General features: G+C 43.4%; 19 protein-coding genes. 4 read left to right on the top strand and 15 right to left on the bottom strand.

The window, feature by feature from the left end; translation table 11 throughout:
* Positions 1 to 83: 83 nt before the first annotated feature.
* The 13 genes from MZO41_RS02810 to MZO41_RS02750 form a co-directional block, all read right to left on the bottom strand.
* A complete protein-coding gene (locus MZO41_RS02810; RefSeq protein ID WP_128650851.1) occupies positions 84 to 1,664 on the bottom strand; it encodes a phage major capsid protein in 1,581 nt (526 codons plus the stop codon).
* Positions 1,654 to 2,760 (bottom strand): phage portal protein, encoded by a 1,107-nt coding sequence (locus tag MZO41_RS02805; protein ID WP_128650850.1) that lies wholly within the window; start codon positions 2,758 to 2,760, stop codon positions 1,654 to 1,656. The genes MZO41_RS02810 and MZO41_RS02805 overlap by 11 nt, the downstream gene beginning before the upstream one ends.
* Positions 2,761 to 2,961, bottom strand: coding sequence for a hypothetical protein (locus MZO41_RS02800; RefSeq protein WP_072535853.1), 201 nt, complete (start codon positions 2,959 to 2,961; stop codon positions 2,761 to 2,763).
* The gene (locus tag MZO41_RS02795; RefSeq protein ID WP_128650849.1) at positions 2,915 to 4,618 is read right to left on the bottom strand and encodes a terminase large subunit; all 1,704 of its coding nucleotides are present in this window, start codon (positions 4,616 to 4,618) and stop codon (positions 2,915 to 2,917) included. Before MZO41_RS02795 ends, MZO41_RS02800 begins: the two co-directional genes overlap by 47 nt.
* Positions 4,615 to 5,088: a phage terminase small subunit P27 family gene (locus tag MZO41_RS02790; RefSeq protein ID WP_063489180.1), complete on the bottom strand. Its 474-nt coding sequence runs from the start codon at positions 5,086 to 5,088 to the stop codon at positions 4,615 to 4,617. The genes MZO41_RS02795 and MZO41_RS02790 overlap by 4 nt, the downstream gene beginning before the upstream one ends.
* An 828-nt stretch (positions 5,089 to 5,916) precedes the next feature.
* The gene (locus MZO41_RS02785; RefSeq protein ID WP_069137353.1) at positions 5,917 to 6,306 is read right to left on the bottom strand and encodes an HNH endonuclease signature motif containing protein; all 390 of its coding nucleotides are present in this window, start codon (positions 6,304 to 6,306) and stop codon (positions 5,917 to 5,919) included.
* Positions 6,299 to 6,640, bottom strand: a complete 342-nt coding sequence (locus MZO41_RS02780; protein WP_128650848.1) for a phage head closure protein — start codon at positions 6,638 to 6,640, stop codon at positions 6,299 to 6,301. The genes MZO41_RS02785 and MZO41_RS02780 overlap by 8 nt, the downstream gene beginning before the upstream one ends.
* Positions 6,627 to 6,938 (bottom strand): hypothetical protein, encoded by a 312-nt coding sequence (locus MZO41_RS02775; RefSeq protein ID WP_063489183.1) that lies wholly within the window; start codon positions 6,936 to 6,938, stop codon positions 6,627 to 6,629. Before MZO41_RS02775 ends, MZO41_RS02780 begins: the two co-directional genes overlap by 14 nt.
* A 23-nt stretch (positions 6,939 to 6,961) precedes the next feature.
* Positions 6,962 to 7,381 (bottom strand): hypothetical protein, encoded by a 420-nt coding sequence (locus tag MZO41_RS02770; RefSeq protein ID WP_252129639.1) that lies wholly within the window; start codon positions 7,379 to 7,381, stop codon positions 6,962 to 6,964.
* 144 nt (positions 7,382 to 7,525) lie between these two features.
* Entirely contained in the window at positions 7,526 to 8,920 is a 1,395-nt protein-coding gene (locus MZO41_RS02765) for a virulence-associated E family protein (RefSeq protein WP_128650846.1), read from the bottom strand.
* Entirely contained in the window at positions 8,920 to 9,720 is an 801-nt protein-coding gene (locus MZO41_RS02760; RefSeq protein ID WP_128650845.1) for a bifunctional DNA primase/polymerase, read from the bottom strand. The genes MZO41_RS02765 and MZO41_RS02760 overlap by 1 nt, the downstream gene beginning before the upstream one ends.
* Positions 9,721 to 9,733: 13 nt before the next feature.
* Positions 9,734 to 9,961 (bottom strand): hypothetical protein, encoded by a 228-nt coding sequence (locus MZO41_RS02755; RefSeq protein WP_128650844.1) that lies wholly within the window; start codon positions 9,959 to 9,961, stop codon positions 9,734 to 9,736.
* Positions 9,962 to 10,230: 269 nt separating this feature from the next.
* A complete protein-coding gene (locus MZO41_RS02750; RefSeq protein WP_064578500.1) occupies positions 10,231 to 10,410 on the bottom strand; it encodes a helix-turn-helix domain-containing protein in 180 nt (59 codons plus the stop codon).
* A 138-nt stretch (positions 10,411 to 10,548) separates the two neighbouring features.
* Between MZO41_RS02750 and MZO41_RS02745 the strand changes: the two genes are divergently transcribed.
* Positions 10,549 to 11,202, top strand: coding sequence for a helix-turn-helix domain-containing protein (locus tag MZO41_RS02745; RefSeq protein WP_252129638.1), 654 nt, complete (start codon positions 10,549 to 10,551; stop codon positions 11,200 to 11,202).
* Positions 11,203 to 11,280: 78 nt separating this feature from the next.
* Complete coding sequence (locus tag MZO41_RS02740) at positions 11,281 to 12,435, top strand: site-specific integrase (protein ID WP_128650842.1); 1,155 nt, start codon at positions 11,281 to 11,283, stop codon at positions 12,433 to 12,435.
* Between the two features lie 466 nt (positions 12,436 to 12,901).
* Here the strand turns inward: MZO41_RS02740 and MZO41_RS02735 are convergent, their stop codons facing one another.
* Together MZO41_RS02735 and MZO41_RS02730 are read right to left on the bottom strand one after the other, a co-directional pair.
* A complete protein-coding gene (locus MZO41_RS02735; protein WP_003641655.1) occupies positions 12,902 to 13,126 on the bottom strand; it encodes a hypothetical protein in 225 nt (74 codons plus the stop codon).
* Between the two features lie 91 nt (positions 13,127 to 13,217).
* Entirely contained in the window at positions 13,218 to 13,418 is a 201-nt protein-coding gene (locus MZO41_RS02730) for a cold-shock protein (RefSeq protein WP_003643615.1), read from the bottom strand.
* Positions 13,419 to 13,615: 197 nt separating this feature from the next.
* Between MZO41_RS02730 and MZO41_RS02725 the strand changes: the two genes are divergently transcribed.
* A complete protein-coding gene (locus MZO41_RS02725; RefSeq protein ID WP_003641653.1) occupies positions 13,616 to 14,065 on the top strand; it encodes a pyridoxamine 5'-phosphate oxidase family protein in 450 nt (149 codons plus the stop codon).
* Between the two features lie 387 nt (positions 14,066 to 14,452).
* Positions 14,453 to 17,173 (top strand): glycoside hydrolase family 65 protein, encoded by a 2,721-nt coding sequence (locus tag MZO41_RS02720; RefSeq protein WP_003641652.1) that lies wholly within the window; start codon positions 14,453 to 14,455, stop codon positions 17,171 to 17,173.
* The last annotated feature ends 5 nt before the right edge of the window (positions 17,174 to 17,178 follow it).

Genomic DNA, 17,178 nt, shown 5'->3' with positions numbered 1-17,178 from the left:
ATAGCTGCACGTTCTATTAAAATCTGATAAGCGTTATCATCATACTATCACTTGTTGTTTGAAATCCCACTCATTTTGTCTTCCTATTTACCAGCAGTCGCAGTTCCTAACGCCACGTTGATTACAGCGGTTTTATCAATCACTTCATAATCATTCCGCACAATTACGGAAAGACCTTGGCTGAACTGGTCGAACTTGTCCCATTGGGCAGTTACTTGGTTACGACGGAAAACAGCCACCGCTTGTGATAAGTCCCCCGCAATCATTGGGAACGTCCCGTCCGCGTTGTTAGCCAGTAGCTTGTCACTGATCATGACGACTGGCGCCCCTAACAAGGTGAAACCACTGGGTGCTGTTGGGTTAGGTTGTAATAAGTAACGACCCTCGGTATCCTTGAGTGTATCAAGGTAATTGAACCCGGATTGGTTCACTAACCACATTTTGCTCAAGGCGGGATCTAATGTTACGTTGAAAATCTTTTTAAGGTCATCAATACTGGTGGCCGTTGCTTTAGTAAAGTTGCTACCCGTTAACAGACCCATAATCTGTGTGTTGTCCGTGTTATCAACCAATTGTTGTAATTGCGTTTTAACTTCACTGACAATATCAACTTCGGCGTCTTCCACCACTTCATTAGATAAGGCAATCTTACCCGCCCGGGTCTTCACATCAAACGGCACTTCCGTAAACATGTTCGCGTCAACGTCGGCAATGTCCGCTAGTTCATCCTTGGTAGCCAGTACCGCAGATTGTTGACTAGTGGCAATTGGATAAGTCCCGGAACCGCTAGAAACTTGCTTAACCGTTGCATATTGGGCAAGGTTGTACTTAGATTGCTTTAATTGGAAAACGGGGGTAATCAGTTCCTTAGGGATAACGGCACTGGCACCGTCCGTCTTTAAGCCGTCTCGGGTTTCCCCGTGTGTCCGCACAAATTGTTCAAAGGCGGGAATACCAGTTTTGTTTTCGTTGCCATTGTCGTTGGTATTAGGATCAATAATTGTTTGTTTTGCCATGTTATCAGGCTCCTTTGCTTGATTGATAAATTTTTCGTAACTACGACTTTCAATTTGAATTACTTGCTGAACACTCGACTGTCCATAACTTGGAATAGCCGTAGTCGTTAATTCGTATAAGTCTTTTATATGATTGACCGTCCGGGTAACTTGACCGCTCGCAGTATCTTGCGTCCAAGTATCATCGCCATTGTCTAAATCAAAGGTAAACGAGCACCCACCGATTACCCCATTTTTAATATTGTTATACGTATCCATCGCATAACTAACGCTAGGGTCTAGCTCCGCCGTAAACTTTAAACCCGTATCATCAACGCTCGTGGTGAGGGTTCCGTTGTCGGCTCGGGCTAACGGTTGGGCCCAATTATGACTATTCAATAGGACTAATTTTGATAAGTCCAAGCCATCAAGGGCGGCGGGGTCAATCATTTCAACAAATTCAGTGCCATCATTCGTACTCATTTTCAATGAGGGACTATTGAACACCACGGCATAACCCGAAATAACCGGTTTGCCATCAACTTGTTGGGCTTGCGTGGCTGGTTCACCGGGATTAGACTGATCCTGATTTTCGGGTTCAGTTGGGACGGCGTCGCGTTTTTCAGCTTTCAGTTCAGCCGCCAAGGTAAATCGTTGCTTATTCTTCACTCGTATTCACTCCATTCTTTTGTAAGTTTAGGAAAATATTGCCATCGTCAGTTGGTGGTAAGCCAATCTTGGCCCGCGCTTCATTGCGGCTCATAATACCGCCCGTATAGCCGGCCACGGCTTGGGCTTGCTGGGTTTGCGGGTCAAGGCTCAATAACTTGTCCGTATTAAACGTGAAGTCATGGCCAAGCTTGAATGACAGCTCGCTGGTAAAGCTATCAAAGTAATGTTGCAACGTGCCTTGCAGATACTGCACGCCACTTTGTTCTTGGTTAGAATGATCGTTTTCAACCCCTAAGCGCTCCGGTGGTAAGCCAAAGGCTTTAGCAATTTGTCGAGTCGTCCAGTCATTCGAATTGACCAGCTTTAATACATCGGTATTTAAGGCTAAGTTGCTAATGTCCATCGTATCGTCAGTCACAATCGTGTTGATCGCGTTGTCACCCGTATTGGCTTCATCAAACTGGTTGCGAATATTGCCCTTAGCTTCCGGTCCTAAATCAGATTGATGGACTTTAATAATCGTGGTGCCGTGCACACCAGCAGTAAAAAAGCCGGTTAGCAATTTATTGCCGGCCGACTGAATCTGGCGCTCATCTTTGAGGGCATATAAGGGGCTAATCCCCGATACACCATCTTTGGTGAAATATTTAAAATGTAAAATGTTGTTAGGCGTGATCTGACGACTGTTACCACCAATCGGGGTATAGGTGTAGGTCAACGCCCCACTGACGTCATCTTGTTCAACTGTTATTTGGTTGTTTTGCACAAATTTAAGTGTGTGATTAGGCAAAATTTCCGCAAAACTATTACCATTGAGTAACAGGTTGGCCGCCAACGCATATTTGAAATGGTAGCCGTCCATTTGGCTATTGGGGGTCTGATTAATCATCGTGTTAAAAATGGCCGTATCGCAAACAATCGGATTGCTGGCAATGTCGCTCGCAATAATGTTAATTGCCGCGTAAATGTCACTATTACGCAACACCGCCGCACTCACAAACGTATAGGGGTCATTGCTTGATAAACTAACCAAGGCGTCGGCCACCGGATCATGCGTGCCACTGGTGCTACTGCTTTTAACGAAGAAACTCATTTAATCACCTCTTTGCTTTTCATAATTAATTAGCAAGGCCAGCAGAATCATGGCTATACCAGCCAATATTAACCCCGCTTGCCAACTGATCCAGCAGCCAAAACCAATCACTAAGCAGATTAAGCCAATCACCAACAAGATCGTTTGTACATAATCAGAACAGATCCGCCGCAGTCGCTGTTTTGTAGTAATCTTCTGCATGTTGTTGATCCTCACTTTCTTGGTAATAGTCCATACCCGCTACAAACGCGTTAATCAACGCCGCAATCGGGTCAATCCGGTTACTATTGCGGGCTTTATCTAGTTGCCAACCATTGTTTAGCACCTTCAAGATGGCGTTATTGACCGCATAAGCGAGAATCTTGTTGCCGTTATGTTTGATCTTGTCATCGTAAAGCTGATCACGAAAATTGCGGGTTGGAATATTCAAAGTCTTGGTGCCTTGTCGCACTTCAAACAATGGATAATTGAGTTTTTCAAACTTAGTAATCAAGGTCTGCGCATTATACGGATCATAGGCAATCGCCTTAACTTTCCAGTTATATTGACCGACCAACTTTTGTACATAGTCGAATAGCTCATCATAATCAATCACACCACTATCAAGGCGAGTAATACTACACTCACCGGCACGCTCCATTGACCGGTAATCAATCCCATCACGTTTAATCTTAGAATCGAGGCCATATTTAGTCCCCACAAAAGAATGACTATCACAATAAAACTGACCGTTGCCAATTGGAACAAGCCAACTAACTGCGGTCAAGTCATTACTTTTAGATAAATCAATGCCAATATAGGCGTCACGATTATGTAAGTCGGGTACCTTGGCCAATTTACCAGCGGCCCAATCGTCGGCTGAAATATAGCTGTCCTCACTGGCTTGCAACCACATATTGAAATTCTTAACCAGTACCGGAATGAGATTATTTTGTTTAATGGCCAGGTCAACATCGGCCTGAATCTTTTCCGTCATGCGTTGTTTAACGTGTGGTTCACTGAATAACGGGTTGGCCTTGATCCAATTGGCTTGATCGTAAACTTCTTCGCGGTCGTCCAGTTCCCAGATTGCCACAAAGTAACGGTCAGCTTCAGTCTTGCCCTTTAAAACGTCCGTCAGCATGTCATATTCGGCGTGCATTGGGACGTTAAGGTTAAGGCCCGAGGTGGAAATCACCGCCAGCAGGGAGTTATCTTCTTGTGCTTGACCAGACTTTAAAACGTTGTACACCTTGCGGTCTTTAGCTTCGTGCCATTCATCTAAAATAACGGTAGTCCCGGCATAACCATCAAGCGTACTGGTATCACTGGCAAGGGCCAAGGCTTGCGAATCAGTTTCTAAGTCAGTAATGGCTTGTTTCTGTACCTTAATCCGTTGCCGCATGTACTTCGATTGCTTGCGGACTTGCCGTAGCCCACTTGAAAGCATGTCGTAGCCTAATTTAGCTTGTTTAAGGGCGTTGCTGACGAATAATACTTGTCGGTTGCGGGCGGGCTGACGTTCTCTTAAAAGACCATTAGCGGCCATACCAGAAGCCAGATAGGTTTTACCGTTCTTCCGGGCCATACTAATAAACGCCCGATCATAACGGCGGTTACCAGTAGTTTTTTCACGCCAGCCATACAGCTCACTAATAAGCCATTTTTGAAAGGGTTGCATGGTGAGTTGGCTACCGTCAGTCTTAGGCATTAATTCGATAAATTTAACTGCCTGTGCCGCTTTGTCTTCGTCGTAGTAGAACGGGAAGCTGTCGTCCTTAGAACGGCTTAAATCGCGTTTAAATCGCTCGCACGCCCATTTGATTTTTTGACCAGCCAATACTTGACCCGATAACACTTGGTCAACATATTCAATCATGACAACATCGCCTCGAAAGTATCTTCGGGTGTCTCATCTTTTTGCTTGTTTAATTCCATGCGGGCCCGGCTTGATAGCGACATGCCTAAATCATTGGCTAAGGCTTTTAAATCTTTCATTGCTTGTGACTGCAAGGCCACGTACGGGTTGGGCTTACGGGCGCCAGTCTCTTGATTAGTTTGTACCAGTCCGTTCTTACGAATATCATTCTCACAAGTCTGTACTGTAGCATAAGCGCGGCAATAACTGGCTAACATGGCCCGGTCAAGTTCACTAATTGGGGTATTGGCCTTTAAATAAGGCGCTACCCGTTGCCATTCAGTTAAGGCCCGATCATGTAACCAATCTGGCGGGGTTAAATCAAGCACCGGATAATCAAATAACGCTTTTTCAGCGTCTTTACGTTGATCACGCTCATCATTGGTTAAATGTTTCTTCATACTGGCTAAGGCTTTTACTTTTTGGCTCATTCGGAGCACTCCTTTCGTTTAAATTTACGTACCAAAAAGCCCCCACGGGTTAGACCCATAGCGGCTGATTGATACATATATCCAGAATTCGTTTATTATATCTATATTATCGCACATATTTCCAAAAAGTGCAATTAATAACATGTATATATTTACACGTCACCCCCTGACTGGCTATTTGTTTAAATTTCGCATTATTAGTAGTGATATTTCACAATCCAGCAAAATCAGCAAAAAATCAAAGTTCAAAAGGGACTTTTATAAACACAAAAGTATGCTGTCCGCTCCTTTCGGGTCGACCATAACCCCCCCATATCAGCGTTTCTGGGCTGTCATGCTGTTTTGAATTAGTCTCGTGGCCGAAAATTCAGCCGCCAACTTGGATTGCTCACTCGGCCGAAAAATCGTCGCAGTCCATTGCCAATTTTGGCAACGTAGACGCAAAATGCGGGTTGGTTAACAAGGTCGAAAATTTCGACTCAGTAACTCAGCTGAAAGTTCAGCGCAGTATTGCGCAGATTATTCCGCACATTTGTGGAAACACCTTTTAATATGAATCTTGAATTGTGGGTATGAAATTGAAACTCACAAATTATTTTCTCGCTTTCACGTGATATAATTAACTTTGCCAATTAATTATCATAGATGTCAGTGGTCGCCTTAACGGGCGGCTTTTTATTTACCTATCTAAGTTAAGCTTAGGTAACACAAGCAACCTGTCACGTCATCTTAGCGAGTCAGCTAGTGCACCAAGTTAGTGCGTCGGGGTCGTAACTTGCGACCGCAGATACTAAAAAGCGCCGCACCTTTCAGCACGACACTCATTGGTTATTTAGTTTGTTGTTCCCGTTGTTCTCTAGCCAGTCTGGTCTTCCGGTTATGATGTCGGTAACATAATGGTTGTAGGTTACTTTCATCTAAGCGACGTGACCAATCGTCTTTGATTTCAATAACGTGATCGACCACATCGGCTTTACGGATCACACCATCTTGGTAGCATTGCACGCATACCGGATTGCTTTCAAGGAACCGCCGTGACAACTTGCGCCATGCTGACGACTTGTAGAACTGTTGATACTTGCTTTCATCTGAATCGTACATGCGTTTGTGGTACCGCCACTTGTTAGTCGCCTTGCGGTGCTTCTCGCAGTAGCGCGTGTCATAAGCAACTAGCGTCCGACAACCCGGGTGCTCACATTGCTTCATTGGCTTAGCCATGACCGTTGACCTTAGTTAGTGTGACCACGTCATAAGCATTCATCTCACTCTCAGAACTAACGCCAGCAACGCGATACGTCACCCCATCTAATATTGCTTCCAAGGTCGTCGTGATTCGATCGTCATGACGCACCGCAATTAGCTGGTTGGTTGTCGCAGTCGTACCAGTAAGGCTAATCGTGTTACTGATGGTCAACGTATACTCACCACACCATACCGAGAAAGTCGGCGAGAACTTAGTAATGTTTTCACCAGTGTTATTATTGAACCCTGACATTTTCTCAACGCCAAACTGTACCCGCTTATTTAGTCGACTTAGATTATAGTTCTTCATTGCTACCACCTAACAATCCTGATTCGGGGTTATTGAACCAATCTAGTACCGCTTGGCTTTCCTCTTTGCGTAAGTCTGTTAGTGCCGGATTACCATTTTCTTGATACTGGACAATTGCCACGAAATCAGGTTCTTCGGCAAAATTGTCTTTTGTATTTCGCACAAATTGATAAATATTAAGAACTACCACCTCACTCCCATTTCGTAAATATAAATGTTCATGTTGGTTAGGTTCCCGAGTAACGAATAACTCACATTGCCCCATCTTATTGTCACAGTCAATCATTCTAATTTTCATTATAGTTAGATCCTTTCTATATATTAATCATCTAATTGTTCCAACATCTTGTACGCATTTTTGCGTTGTTCTTCATCGCTTAAAGGATTATTCAAAACTTGGCTTGAAACGTTTCGGATAACGTAGGCGTCAGCTAACCACCCTTGACTTGATTTCATAAAGTGATCGTCACTAAATTGTGCATACATGGGGTACATGAGTTTTAAGTCTCTTACAGTTTCTGGCTCATATTCTCCATCTTCATTTAGGGTAAAGCTCCCAACCAATCCTTTATCTTTTGCTTTTTGAGTTGGATCACCATTTTGGTCTAAAACACCATTTTTAATCAAGACTCCGTAAATATATGATTTTAATTCGTTAACTCTACTTGGAACAACTGGTCCATATTGTTTAACGTAGATGTTGAAAGCTTGCTCAACCAAACTTGGATAAATTACTTTCATTTCTCTGTTTCCTCCTGTAACTGAAACTTTTCGTTTTAACGTGGTACACGTGGTACACGCGGACAATCGTTGATATAACAGTGTTTTCAAGTGCCTTGGCGTGGTACATTTGGTGGTACAACGTGGTACACTTAGCATTTTCAATCATTGTACGTGAACATATCCATGTGGAAACTTTCCATTCATTCTAATTCTTTTAGCTTCCCAGCCGTCCATATTGTCCATTAATAACTTGATTCGCTTAGCTTCCGAGTTTGTTCGCCCGGTTAAATAACGATCAACTGTTTTATGGAAGACAACTTCCATGATTTCCAGAGTTGTTGTTTGGTTGAGTGGTTTCCGTTCATTACTAACTTGATCTTGTAACCACTTAGATTGATGGCCGTAGTCACTGACATAGCTTTGTTTTAAGCCGGTACTCATGTTTTCCCAATCTGTGGGAACTTCCATTGCTAAAAACGCTTCGATGGCATCTCGCATAGGGTCGACAGCTTCCGCAGCCATCTGATACGCCTTAGCCTCTTTCATGGTGGCCTGATCCAGATATAGCTGTTCGCCATTCCTAAACCAGTACGCGGCCTCCGCCAATACTTGAAGCATGTAATTCTCGTCCGGGTGCCATACATCTAATTTGGCCTTGTTGACCCCACATTTAATTGGATAGAAGCGCCGTTCACCGGTCGCGTCCTTTAAATAGTCGGTTTGGTTAGTTGTGCCAATAAATACGCATTTACGCGGGTGTGGCAACGCATAGCGGCCGTAACTATTCCGATATGTGTCGGATTGTGCACTAATAAAATTTTTAATTCCCTCAACGTCCGTTTTCTTCATGGCGGAAAGCTCGGCAACTTCAATAATCCAACTACCTTGTAACTGTTGATAATCGTCTTTCTGCTTACCCATTCCTTTCAACGAATCATTGAATTTATCCGGGTATAGATTCTTACCAGCCGTACTCTTGCCAAGTCCTTGGCTTCCCTCTAAGATAGGGACAATTTCAAACTTAACTCCGGGAACATAGGCCCGGGCAATAAGACCAGTTAGCCATTTCTTAGTGATGGTGCGGGTATAGTGATTATCTTCGGCACCTAAGTAATCAATGAAATAACGTTCAGCACGTGGCTGGCCATCCCATTCTACCGCTTCAATACGAGCCTTAACCGGATTGATTGTCTTGCGGCGTGCCTCTGTAACTACCGCATCAGTAATGTTTTCCTTGCTGAATAACAAGTTGTAATGATCTTCAATATAACTTCTCAATAACGTGTCATCACCATCATTCCAAAAACCTTTTTTGAACAGTGAATTTTCTGCTTGTGGTGTTTTAACAATTTGTTCCGAGAACTCGTCAAAGACAATTAGTCCTTTCAACATTTCGTCATGTTCCATAATTAAGCGGATATTGTAAAGAGACTGTGTTTTGATTCCATCGTCCGAATTCTTTTTAAAATCGTTCTGCCAATCAGCGGCACGTTGCATTTTGATAACATTGTTGGCCGCTTCTTGGGTCTCTGCTGGTAAATCCATCGCTTTACCCATTAATGAACCCCCTTACTTTCTCGTTTTAAAATGGATTGAAAAATCACATTAACTTCCTTGCTTGGTAGTGCCGGATCCACGAACGAATCATTGATCACTGACAGCATGTTATAGACTGTCTTGGGATCAGCACCGACGCCAAACATTCGACCGGCAATTTTAGTTAACCAAGCATTGCGATTGCCTTGGGTTGTCCCGGTTACCATTTCATCTAACAAGCGACCGGTATACTTCTTTTGGCGTGTGGCATAGGCGTGTTCTGACGTCCAGTTCACTTTTTGCCCCGTCAACTTATCGACTAACCATTGAGGAGCCGGCTTAATATCAGCTAAGGTTCGACCATCTAAAGGTTCATACATTTTGCCGTTAATCTCACTTGGTGCGATCACTGTGAAGTCACTTAGCAAATCAATCCCGGGCCAAACGTCAATTTTGCGAACCTTAGCATCCGTGTATTTCAAAAAGTAATGCACGCCGCCGTTAGCCGTCCGTTCAATGTAGGTATCATTCGGCAATGTCAGCCCTTGCTTAAATAGTTGTACCAAGCTAGTCCGGCCGTTTTTAGTTGGCTCGTGCATATCAATGTCAACGACTAATAAATCCGATAAGTCTAGCCGCAAGCCTAAGTTGTAAGTCGGGTGCTTTTTGAACCATGCAAAGATGTTGTTCTGGTCACTAGTTGCGGCTTGGTAGCCGGCCACCCCTTTAGGTGGCTTCTTCGTATTCTCAATCAGTGGGTAAACCGCATAGCCTTGTTGGGCCAGCTCAATGGCTTTATCAAGCGTTGCGAACTCTTTCATTGTTCATCACCGCCTAATCTTCGGGACAAATGTCATTGCTAACGTCCAACATCACACTAGCAATATTCAATAGATTACTTTCAAGGTTGCTTGACTGCTCGCTTTTGAAGAAGTATTTGCACCAATCACTATCATATTTCACAACAGTCATTGCCATTGATAAATTATCAATACTTACTTTCAATGATTCCCACGCCGTTGCTAATTTTTCAGATTGTTCCATTAATTCTTTATTTGTCATTTTCCATTCTCCTTATTCGTGTTAAAATAAGGGAAAGCATATTTTGATTATTTCTCTTAGACCTACTACCTTCCAAAGTAAAGTAGGTCTTTTTTGTATGCTTTCCCATGCGACTGACCTCACACTCCAAAATACCGACGTGGATTCTTGATTAACTTAACTACCACGTTGCCGACAAACGACACAATCATAAACTTGATTGCCCATAAGATTGTTGTTGCTATCATGAAATCACCTCCTCAAACTTATGCTGCCCCCGCACGGTACAATTAAATTGTTTTTGAGGCTAAATACTTATCTAGCTCTTTGCGTTCAATGCGTTTTAATCTACCAATGCTAGTTACCTTTAAACCGTCATTAATCATCTTATAGACTGTATTCACACTACCAATGTGAAGCTCTTCCATCACTTGCTGGTACGTAAGCCAGCTTTTGTCTTTGCTATTCATATAAATTCACCTCTTCTCGATTACATTTAAACAGTAACATAAATTACTGTATGGTTCAAGATAAAATAACTGTTGACGGTTATTTTTTTTATCCCTTGCAGTTAAGTCCGAGTTGTTGTATATTCTAAATATAAGGAAGTGATTGCTTTGATTAAAATAGATTTGAAAAAGCTGGCAAAATCGAAAGGTTTTACTCTGACAGACATTTCAAAGGCTACTGGTATTTCAATGAACACACTATCAGTATTAGGCAGAAACGTGTCAACAGGTATCCAATTCGATACCCTTGATAAAATATGTCGCTTTTTAACCTGTACACCGAATGATATAATTAAAGTTTTACCTGATGATTATATAGTTCAAGTGCCCGCCCAAAAAAGCAAAGACGACGCAATATACGCCATAGGGGTAAAAGAAACAGTCATACACAAATCAATTGTCGAAAATTCTATGTATGATGCTGATGCCGAAGAAAACATTTTTCATGTAAAATTAATTTCATACACTGATAATGAAGCAATCTTTTTTGTTGGTTTGCCAGTTGGTAGTGGTTTTTTTAATACACCAACCGATTCGGAAGAGAAAACCACAAAATGGCTAGTGTCACTCAACGAAAGAAATCGAGCTTCCATTAGTAAACAAGCTACTGGGATATATTTAGAAAATTATTGGAATAAAAAAATAGCTCTTCCCCAAAAAGTCTCTATTGTATTTAACGTCCCCAATCAAGGAAGCGTATATAGCTTTACATTGCACGAAAAAGATGATCATGTTTTATTGGAAGATCATTAATAACTATGTTTGAGTATTAATATGATTTTTCTCTACATAACACTGCCCCCGCACGGTACGTTATGGAGGAAATTATAAATGGCAACAATCAAGAAATATCAGGACAAGGACGGGAATACCCGTTATCAGTTTCAAGTTTATTTAGGTGTTGATCCTCAAACTGGTAAAAAGAAATCAACCCGGCGGCGGGGTTTTAAATCAAAAAGCGCTGCTCGTATTGCTTTATCCAGAATTGAAGTAGAGTTACAACAAGAACCGGTTTTACCAGTTGATAATAATATTCTTTTCATTGACGTTTATCACGAATGGTACGACCAGTATATTAATACCGTTCGTGAAAGCACTTGGGCACGGACTGCCGGCATGTTCGATAATCACATCTTGCCGTTGTTTGGTAACAAGCGGTTGCGAACCATCACCGTCAACCAGTGCCAGCGTGCTGTTAATCTGTGGTTTAAAGAAGTCACGTACAATTACAAGCGTTGGTACAATTATCTGGTAGCAGTCTTTGAATACGGCTTAAAACACGGCTATATCACACATAATCCAGCTAGAATGATTACAATGCCAGTCAAGCCTGATAGTTGGGGCGACAAGCCCGATAACTTTTGGGATCGCGATCAACTAAAAACGTTCTTCAAGTGCATTGACCAACAAAAAGAGCCCGAAAAGTATTGTCTCTTCCGGCTACTAGCGTTTGCAGGCGTGCGACGCGGCGAGTGTTTAGCCCTGACATGGCAAGACATTGACTTTGTCCATAAGACCTTGCGGGTTAATAAAACGCTCACCCAAGGGAAACGCGGCAAGCAGATTATTCAAGCCCCTAAGACAAAAAAAGGCCGCCGCACTGTCAGCTTAGACAATACGACGGTAGAAATATTACAACGCTGGCATAAACAGCAACGTGAATATTATTTGTTTTTAGGTTTTAATACGTTACAACCGGATCAGTTAGTTTTTGCTAACACTAAGAACGGTTTTAAATCGCTTAATACTCCGGGTAAGTGGTTAAAGCGGATCATCACTGACTACCACCTAACCCCTAGTATTACCATACATGGCTTTCGACACAGTCACGCCTCCGCTCTGTTTGCCGCTGGTGCTACCATTAAAGAAGTACAAACCCGATTAGGCCATGAGGACGTTGCAACAACCCTAAATGTTTACACACACGTCACTAAGGGCCAAAATCAACAGGCGGCCAACAAGTTAGCCAATTATTTAGGCTTTTAAACTTGGTATATTCAGACAATTTTTACTAAGTGTACCACGTTGTACTGGGTAATGAACCACGTTAGGGCACTTTGAAACGTTGTTAAATCAACGATTGTCCGCGTGTACCACGTGTACCACGTTAAAACGAAAAGTTTCAGCTCCAGCAGGAAACCGGGTTATTTTAACGTTCTATAGTAAAAGTAAGCCAATTGGTAAGCCAAGGGTAAAAAGTTTCACGTGAAACACCGCATAAGCACTGGTTTAATAGCGTTTATGTTTCAGTTGGGTTCAAACCCCTGACTGCCCATCATATAACCACACTAATCAGTTTTCACGCCGTGATAATCCACCGTGAAAGCTGATTTTTTTATTCCTACAAAAAAGCCTCAGGAAGCACAACGCAAAGTGCGTGTGACGTCCCTGAGGCTTTTTCTAACGATCTAATGTTTACCATCAGCGTAGCTAAGTAACTCAATTGCTAGGGTTATTCTTGATCAATATGGAAATAACCTTCAGGAGCTGCACTCGGCTGTGCTTGATGCCAATGTTGGCTACTACTTCCATATTTAGTTGGTTGTGGATCCGGTCCCATTGCAACAAAGCGCCGGCCCAATGCGTCCATAAAAATAACGACCCGCTGATATTCACGCGCAGGTGCAACTAACGTACAATTCTCATGCTTAATGCCGTAAACATCTACAAAATCCATTCCGACCACTTAGCTTTCTTGTTTAGCTGACAACCCGTCACTTCAAATAAAAACCGAACCAGTTAATGATAATGGTTCGGCCCAACAGTTACTATTGTGGTTGAACGTTCGTTGCTTGGGGGCCACGATCGCCCTGTTCTTCATCATAAGTTACTTTTTGACCTTCATCTAAGGTTTTAAAGCCATCAGTTTGAATCGCTGAAAAATGAACAAAGACATCGGTACCGTCTTCACCCGTAATAAAACCAAACCCTTTATCCGCATTGAACCATTTTACTGTACCATTCTTCATTATTAGATAAGTCCTCTCAGAACTGACTGCAGTAACAACATCGTTAACCTTGGGAGCGCCAATCAATCATAACGTTCCACGCGTTAAGTGGCTTAAGTATATCACATCCCTAGTTTTTAATCGCTGAAAACGGTGTGCATAACGTATGACTTTCCCCCATGATTCCTGCATACTGAGGTGTAAAGGGGTGACTAAGTATGCAACACACGACTCGTCAGGCAGCCCTACATATGATCCAAACCGCCCCCGTCTTCACGTTAGCAACTGTTGATGCGGACGGCTTTCCGACCATGGTAGCGCTCAGTCCCTTACCTATCAAACGGAGCCTAGAAGAACTTTACTTCTATACTAGTCGTCAAACTTCAACAACGCAGAACATTCAAAACTGGCGTCAAGCGAGTTTATTCTATTACCAACTGTCAGACTATGCGTCAATTATGCTTCGGGGAAAACTCTCATTAGTCGGTACCAACGTTTTTGAACAAGATTGGCGGGCTGAACTAACGGACTTTCAGCAGCAACTAAATTACAAAGACCCCGTCATTCTCAGGTTTCAGACAAGTTCAATCAAGATTCGCCAGATGATGACGATCGACCATCTCGAACTCGTTGATCAGCCCACTGACGGCCCCGCTCACTTAGATTAGCCGTTACAAATTAGGCCTTCTCAGAAAGACACAACCGAAGCGCCACGACTAGATTCTACGCAAATTCTAGTTGTGGCGCTTCGTGCTTTGGTCACCCAACAACTAGCATGGCTCGAAGCGTGATATCACTTTCAAACCAGTTATTAATGCAAGCACGTCCGACTATTCCGGACGTGCATCAAAGACCAAGTATCATCAGCACAAGCCAGAACACTTTGTTCATTCACCTTCGAAAACAACGCCACTTTCAACCTCGTCAGCCCCTACTTTCATCACCAATATTTGCGAGTCTTGTAAAAAGAGACTAGGCTGTAGTTATGGTTAATATTTTTATATTTAGGATTACTTATTGCAATTTTTAATGACCGAACTAAGGAGTGTGGACTTATGAAACTTATTAGATTGCGAATTGAAAATGACGCGATGGATATCGCTTATCATCCAGTATCGGGGCAAGCCGCAACGGCCCATTACCTGATTGCCTATAATTCTGACCAAACAATTGGTGAAAATCTAGAGAACATCAAGGTTCGCTTAGCCGGACTTCAATTCGATGCTGCTATTCTTGAAAACGGACTGTCCTATCCATTCTCAGACACAATCGTCGGTGTCAACTATGATCGCATTGATGTCGGGCTAGCTTTGACTAATTTGCTTAATATCCCAGTCGTTAGCCAAGCTGCCGTTGATCAACTTGGACTAGTAGCCGCAGTTAAAGCTAAAAGTGCCTATTTAAAATGGCATTTGGATTACTACGGCCAATACCACGGTGTCCGTAATAATGGTCAAGAAGCCATGTTGACCATTGGTAACGGTTATTTTGGTCTACGGGGCGCCTTTTTGGAAAGTCACGCCGACAAGGACAATTATCCTGGGACATACGTTGCCGGGGTCTATGATCAAACCACCACGACTGTTCATGACCACCAAGTGAAGAATGAAGATTTAGTCAATTTACCGAACGCTCAGTTCATGACTTTCGGTATTGATCATCAGACTCCCTTTACACTCAACGAACATGATTTACAAGATGCTTATCGGAGCCTTGATTTGAAAACGGGACTCTTGACGACCACTAAATTGATTCAGCTCGCTTCCGGACATCAACTCAGAATCCGGTCGCAGAAAGTCGCCAACATGCGTGATTGGCACCGTTACAGCATTCGTTACCAAGTCACCCCACTCAACTTTGCGGGTAGTCTACAAATCTATACCGAAATCGACGGTAGCGTCGTGAATAGCAACGTTAGCCGCTATAACGTCTTCGATCAGCATCATCTGAAGACTATGGGCATCGAAACGGCTGCTAATACCGTCTACCTTTCTGGTCAGACCAAATCATCACATATCAATTACACGATTGGGGCCAAACTAACTAGCCCAGACGTTCCTGCAATTGAGAACTTTAATAGCACGCAACAACCTCAGGGCGTTCAGCAAACCGTTTCACTGGCGGTAGAAGCTGGTAAAACGTATACCTTCGATAAGAACGTCGTCATTGCAACTAGTAATGACCATAGTGATCCCCAGTTGACCCACGTCCAAGCCGAGCTCGACCAGTCCAGTTTTGACAATACGGTAACCACTAGCAAGGACTATTGGGAAGCGACTTGGCGCGCCACAGATATTAAGATCCGTGGCGATATTACAAGCCAACGCTTACTGCGCGTCAATATTTACCACAGTTTCGTTTCCGCTGCCGCAATTGAAAGCGGCCAATTAGACGCTTCCGTTGGTGCTCGGGGGCTCCACGGAGAAGCTTACCGGGGACACGTCTTTTGGGACGAAATGTTCATTTTACCATTCTACACGTTGCACCGACCGGAACTAGCCAAACAACTCTTAGCTTATCGTTACCGGCGACTACCAATGGCGCGTAAAAATGCCGAAGCAGAAGGCTATGCGGGAGCCATGTACCCCTGGCAATCAGCATCCAAGGGTGATGAACAATCTCAATTCACTCACTTAAATCCCATTACTAAAACCTGGGATCCAGATAATAGCCGGCTCCAGCGACACGTCTCGTTAGATATTGCCTACAACGTCTGGTTTTACTACCACGTTACTCAGGACCGTGATTTCTTAACTCATTATGGTATGGAAATGTTGCTATCGATCGCAGCCTTTTGGATCAGTAAAGCAGATTATGACCAAGCTAATGGCCGTTATAACATTAGTGGGGTCATGGGACCAGATGAATTCCATGAAAACTATCCAAACAGCACGACCGCTGGATTGAAGAATAACGCCTATACCAATATCATGGTTGCGTGGCTCTTTGACACGATTACCACGCTTCGGGCGCAGATGCCCCAAGCTGCTTTTCAAGCGGCAGCTCAGGCCGCACAATTTGACTCAACGGCTGAGCAAGCGTTAACGACGATCAGTCATCAATTAACACTTGAAATCAACCGTCGGGGAATCATTGCTCAATTTGAGGGGTACTTCAACCTACCGACGCTTGACTTTCAAGCTTACCGGCAAAAGTACGGTGACATCGCCCGGATGGACCGGATCTTGAAAGCAGAGTCTAAGACACCCGATGCTTACCAAGTGGCCAAACAAGCAGACGCCTTGATGGCCTTTTATAACTTCGATGTCACAACTGTTCAGAAGATTATTGAAAAAATGGGATATCAACTTCCTAAAGAGTATCTGACCCATAACATTCAATACTATTTAGCGCGCACAACGCATGGTTCCACTCTCTCGCGGATCGTTTACGCCGTTTTGAATCAGCTTGACGATAATGACGATGACGCCTGGAAGCTTTTCTCAGAGGCCCTCGCATCCGACTATTACGACATTCAAGGTGGGACGACCGCTGAAGGGATTCACCTCGGCGTCATGTGTGCGACCTTAAACCTGACGACACGGAACTTTGGCGGGGTCAATCCACTAGGTGCCCACTTACAGGTGAGCCCACGGCTACCTGAACACTGGCAAACATTGAAATTCAAGCATCTCTTTCGGGGTGTTCACTATGTTTTCGTTATCGATCATCAACGGGTAACCGTCACTGCGGACCAACCCAGCACGATTATGATTGGAAAACAGCATTGCCAATTACAAGCTAAGAAACCACTTTCCGTCACTTATACCGATTAATCTAG

This window comes from Lactiplantibacillus sp. C232 (assembly GCF_023806725.1).
Taxonomy (GTDB): Bacteria; Bacillota; Bacilli; order Lactobacillales; family Lactobacillaceae; genus Lactiplantibacillus; species Lactiplantibacillus plantarum.
The sequence above is the reverse complement of the archived record's forward strand: the minus strand, read 5'-3'. Positions and strand labels throughout refer to the sequence as shown.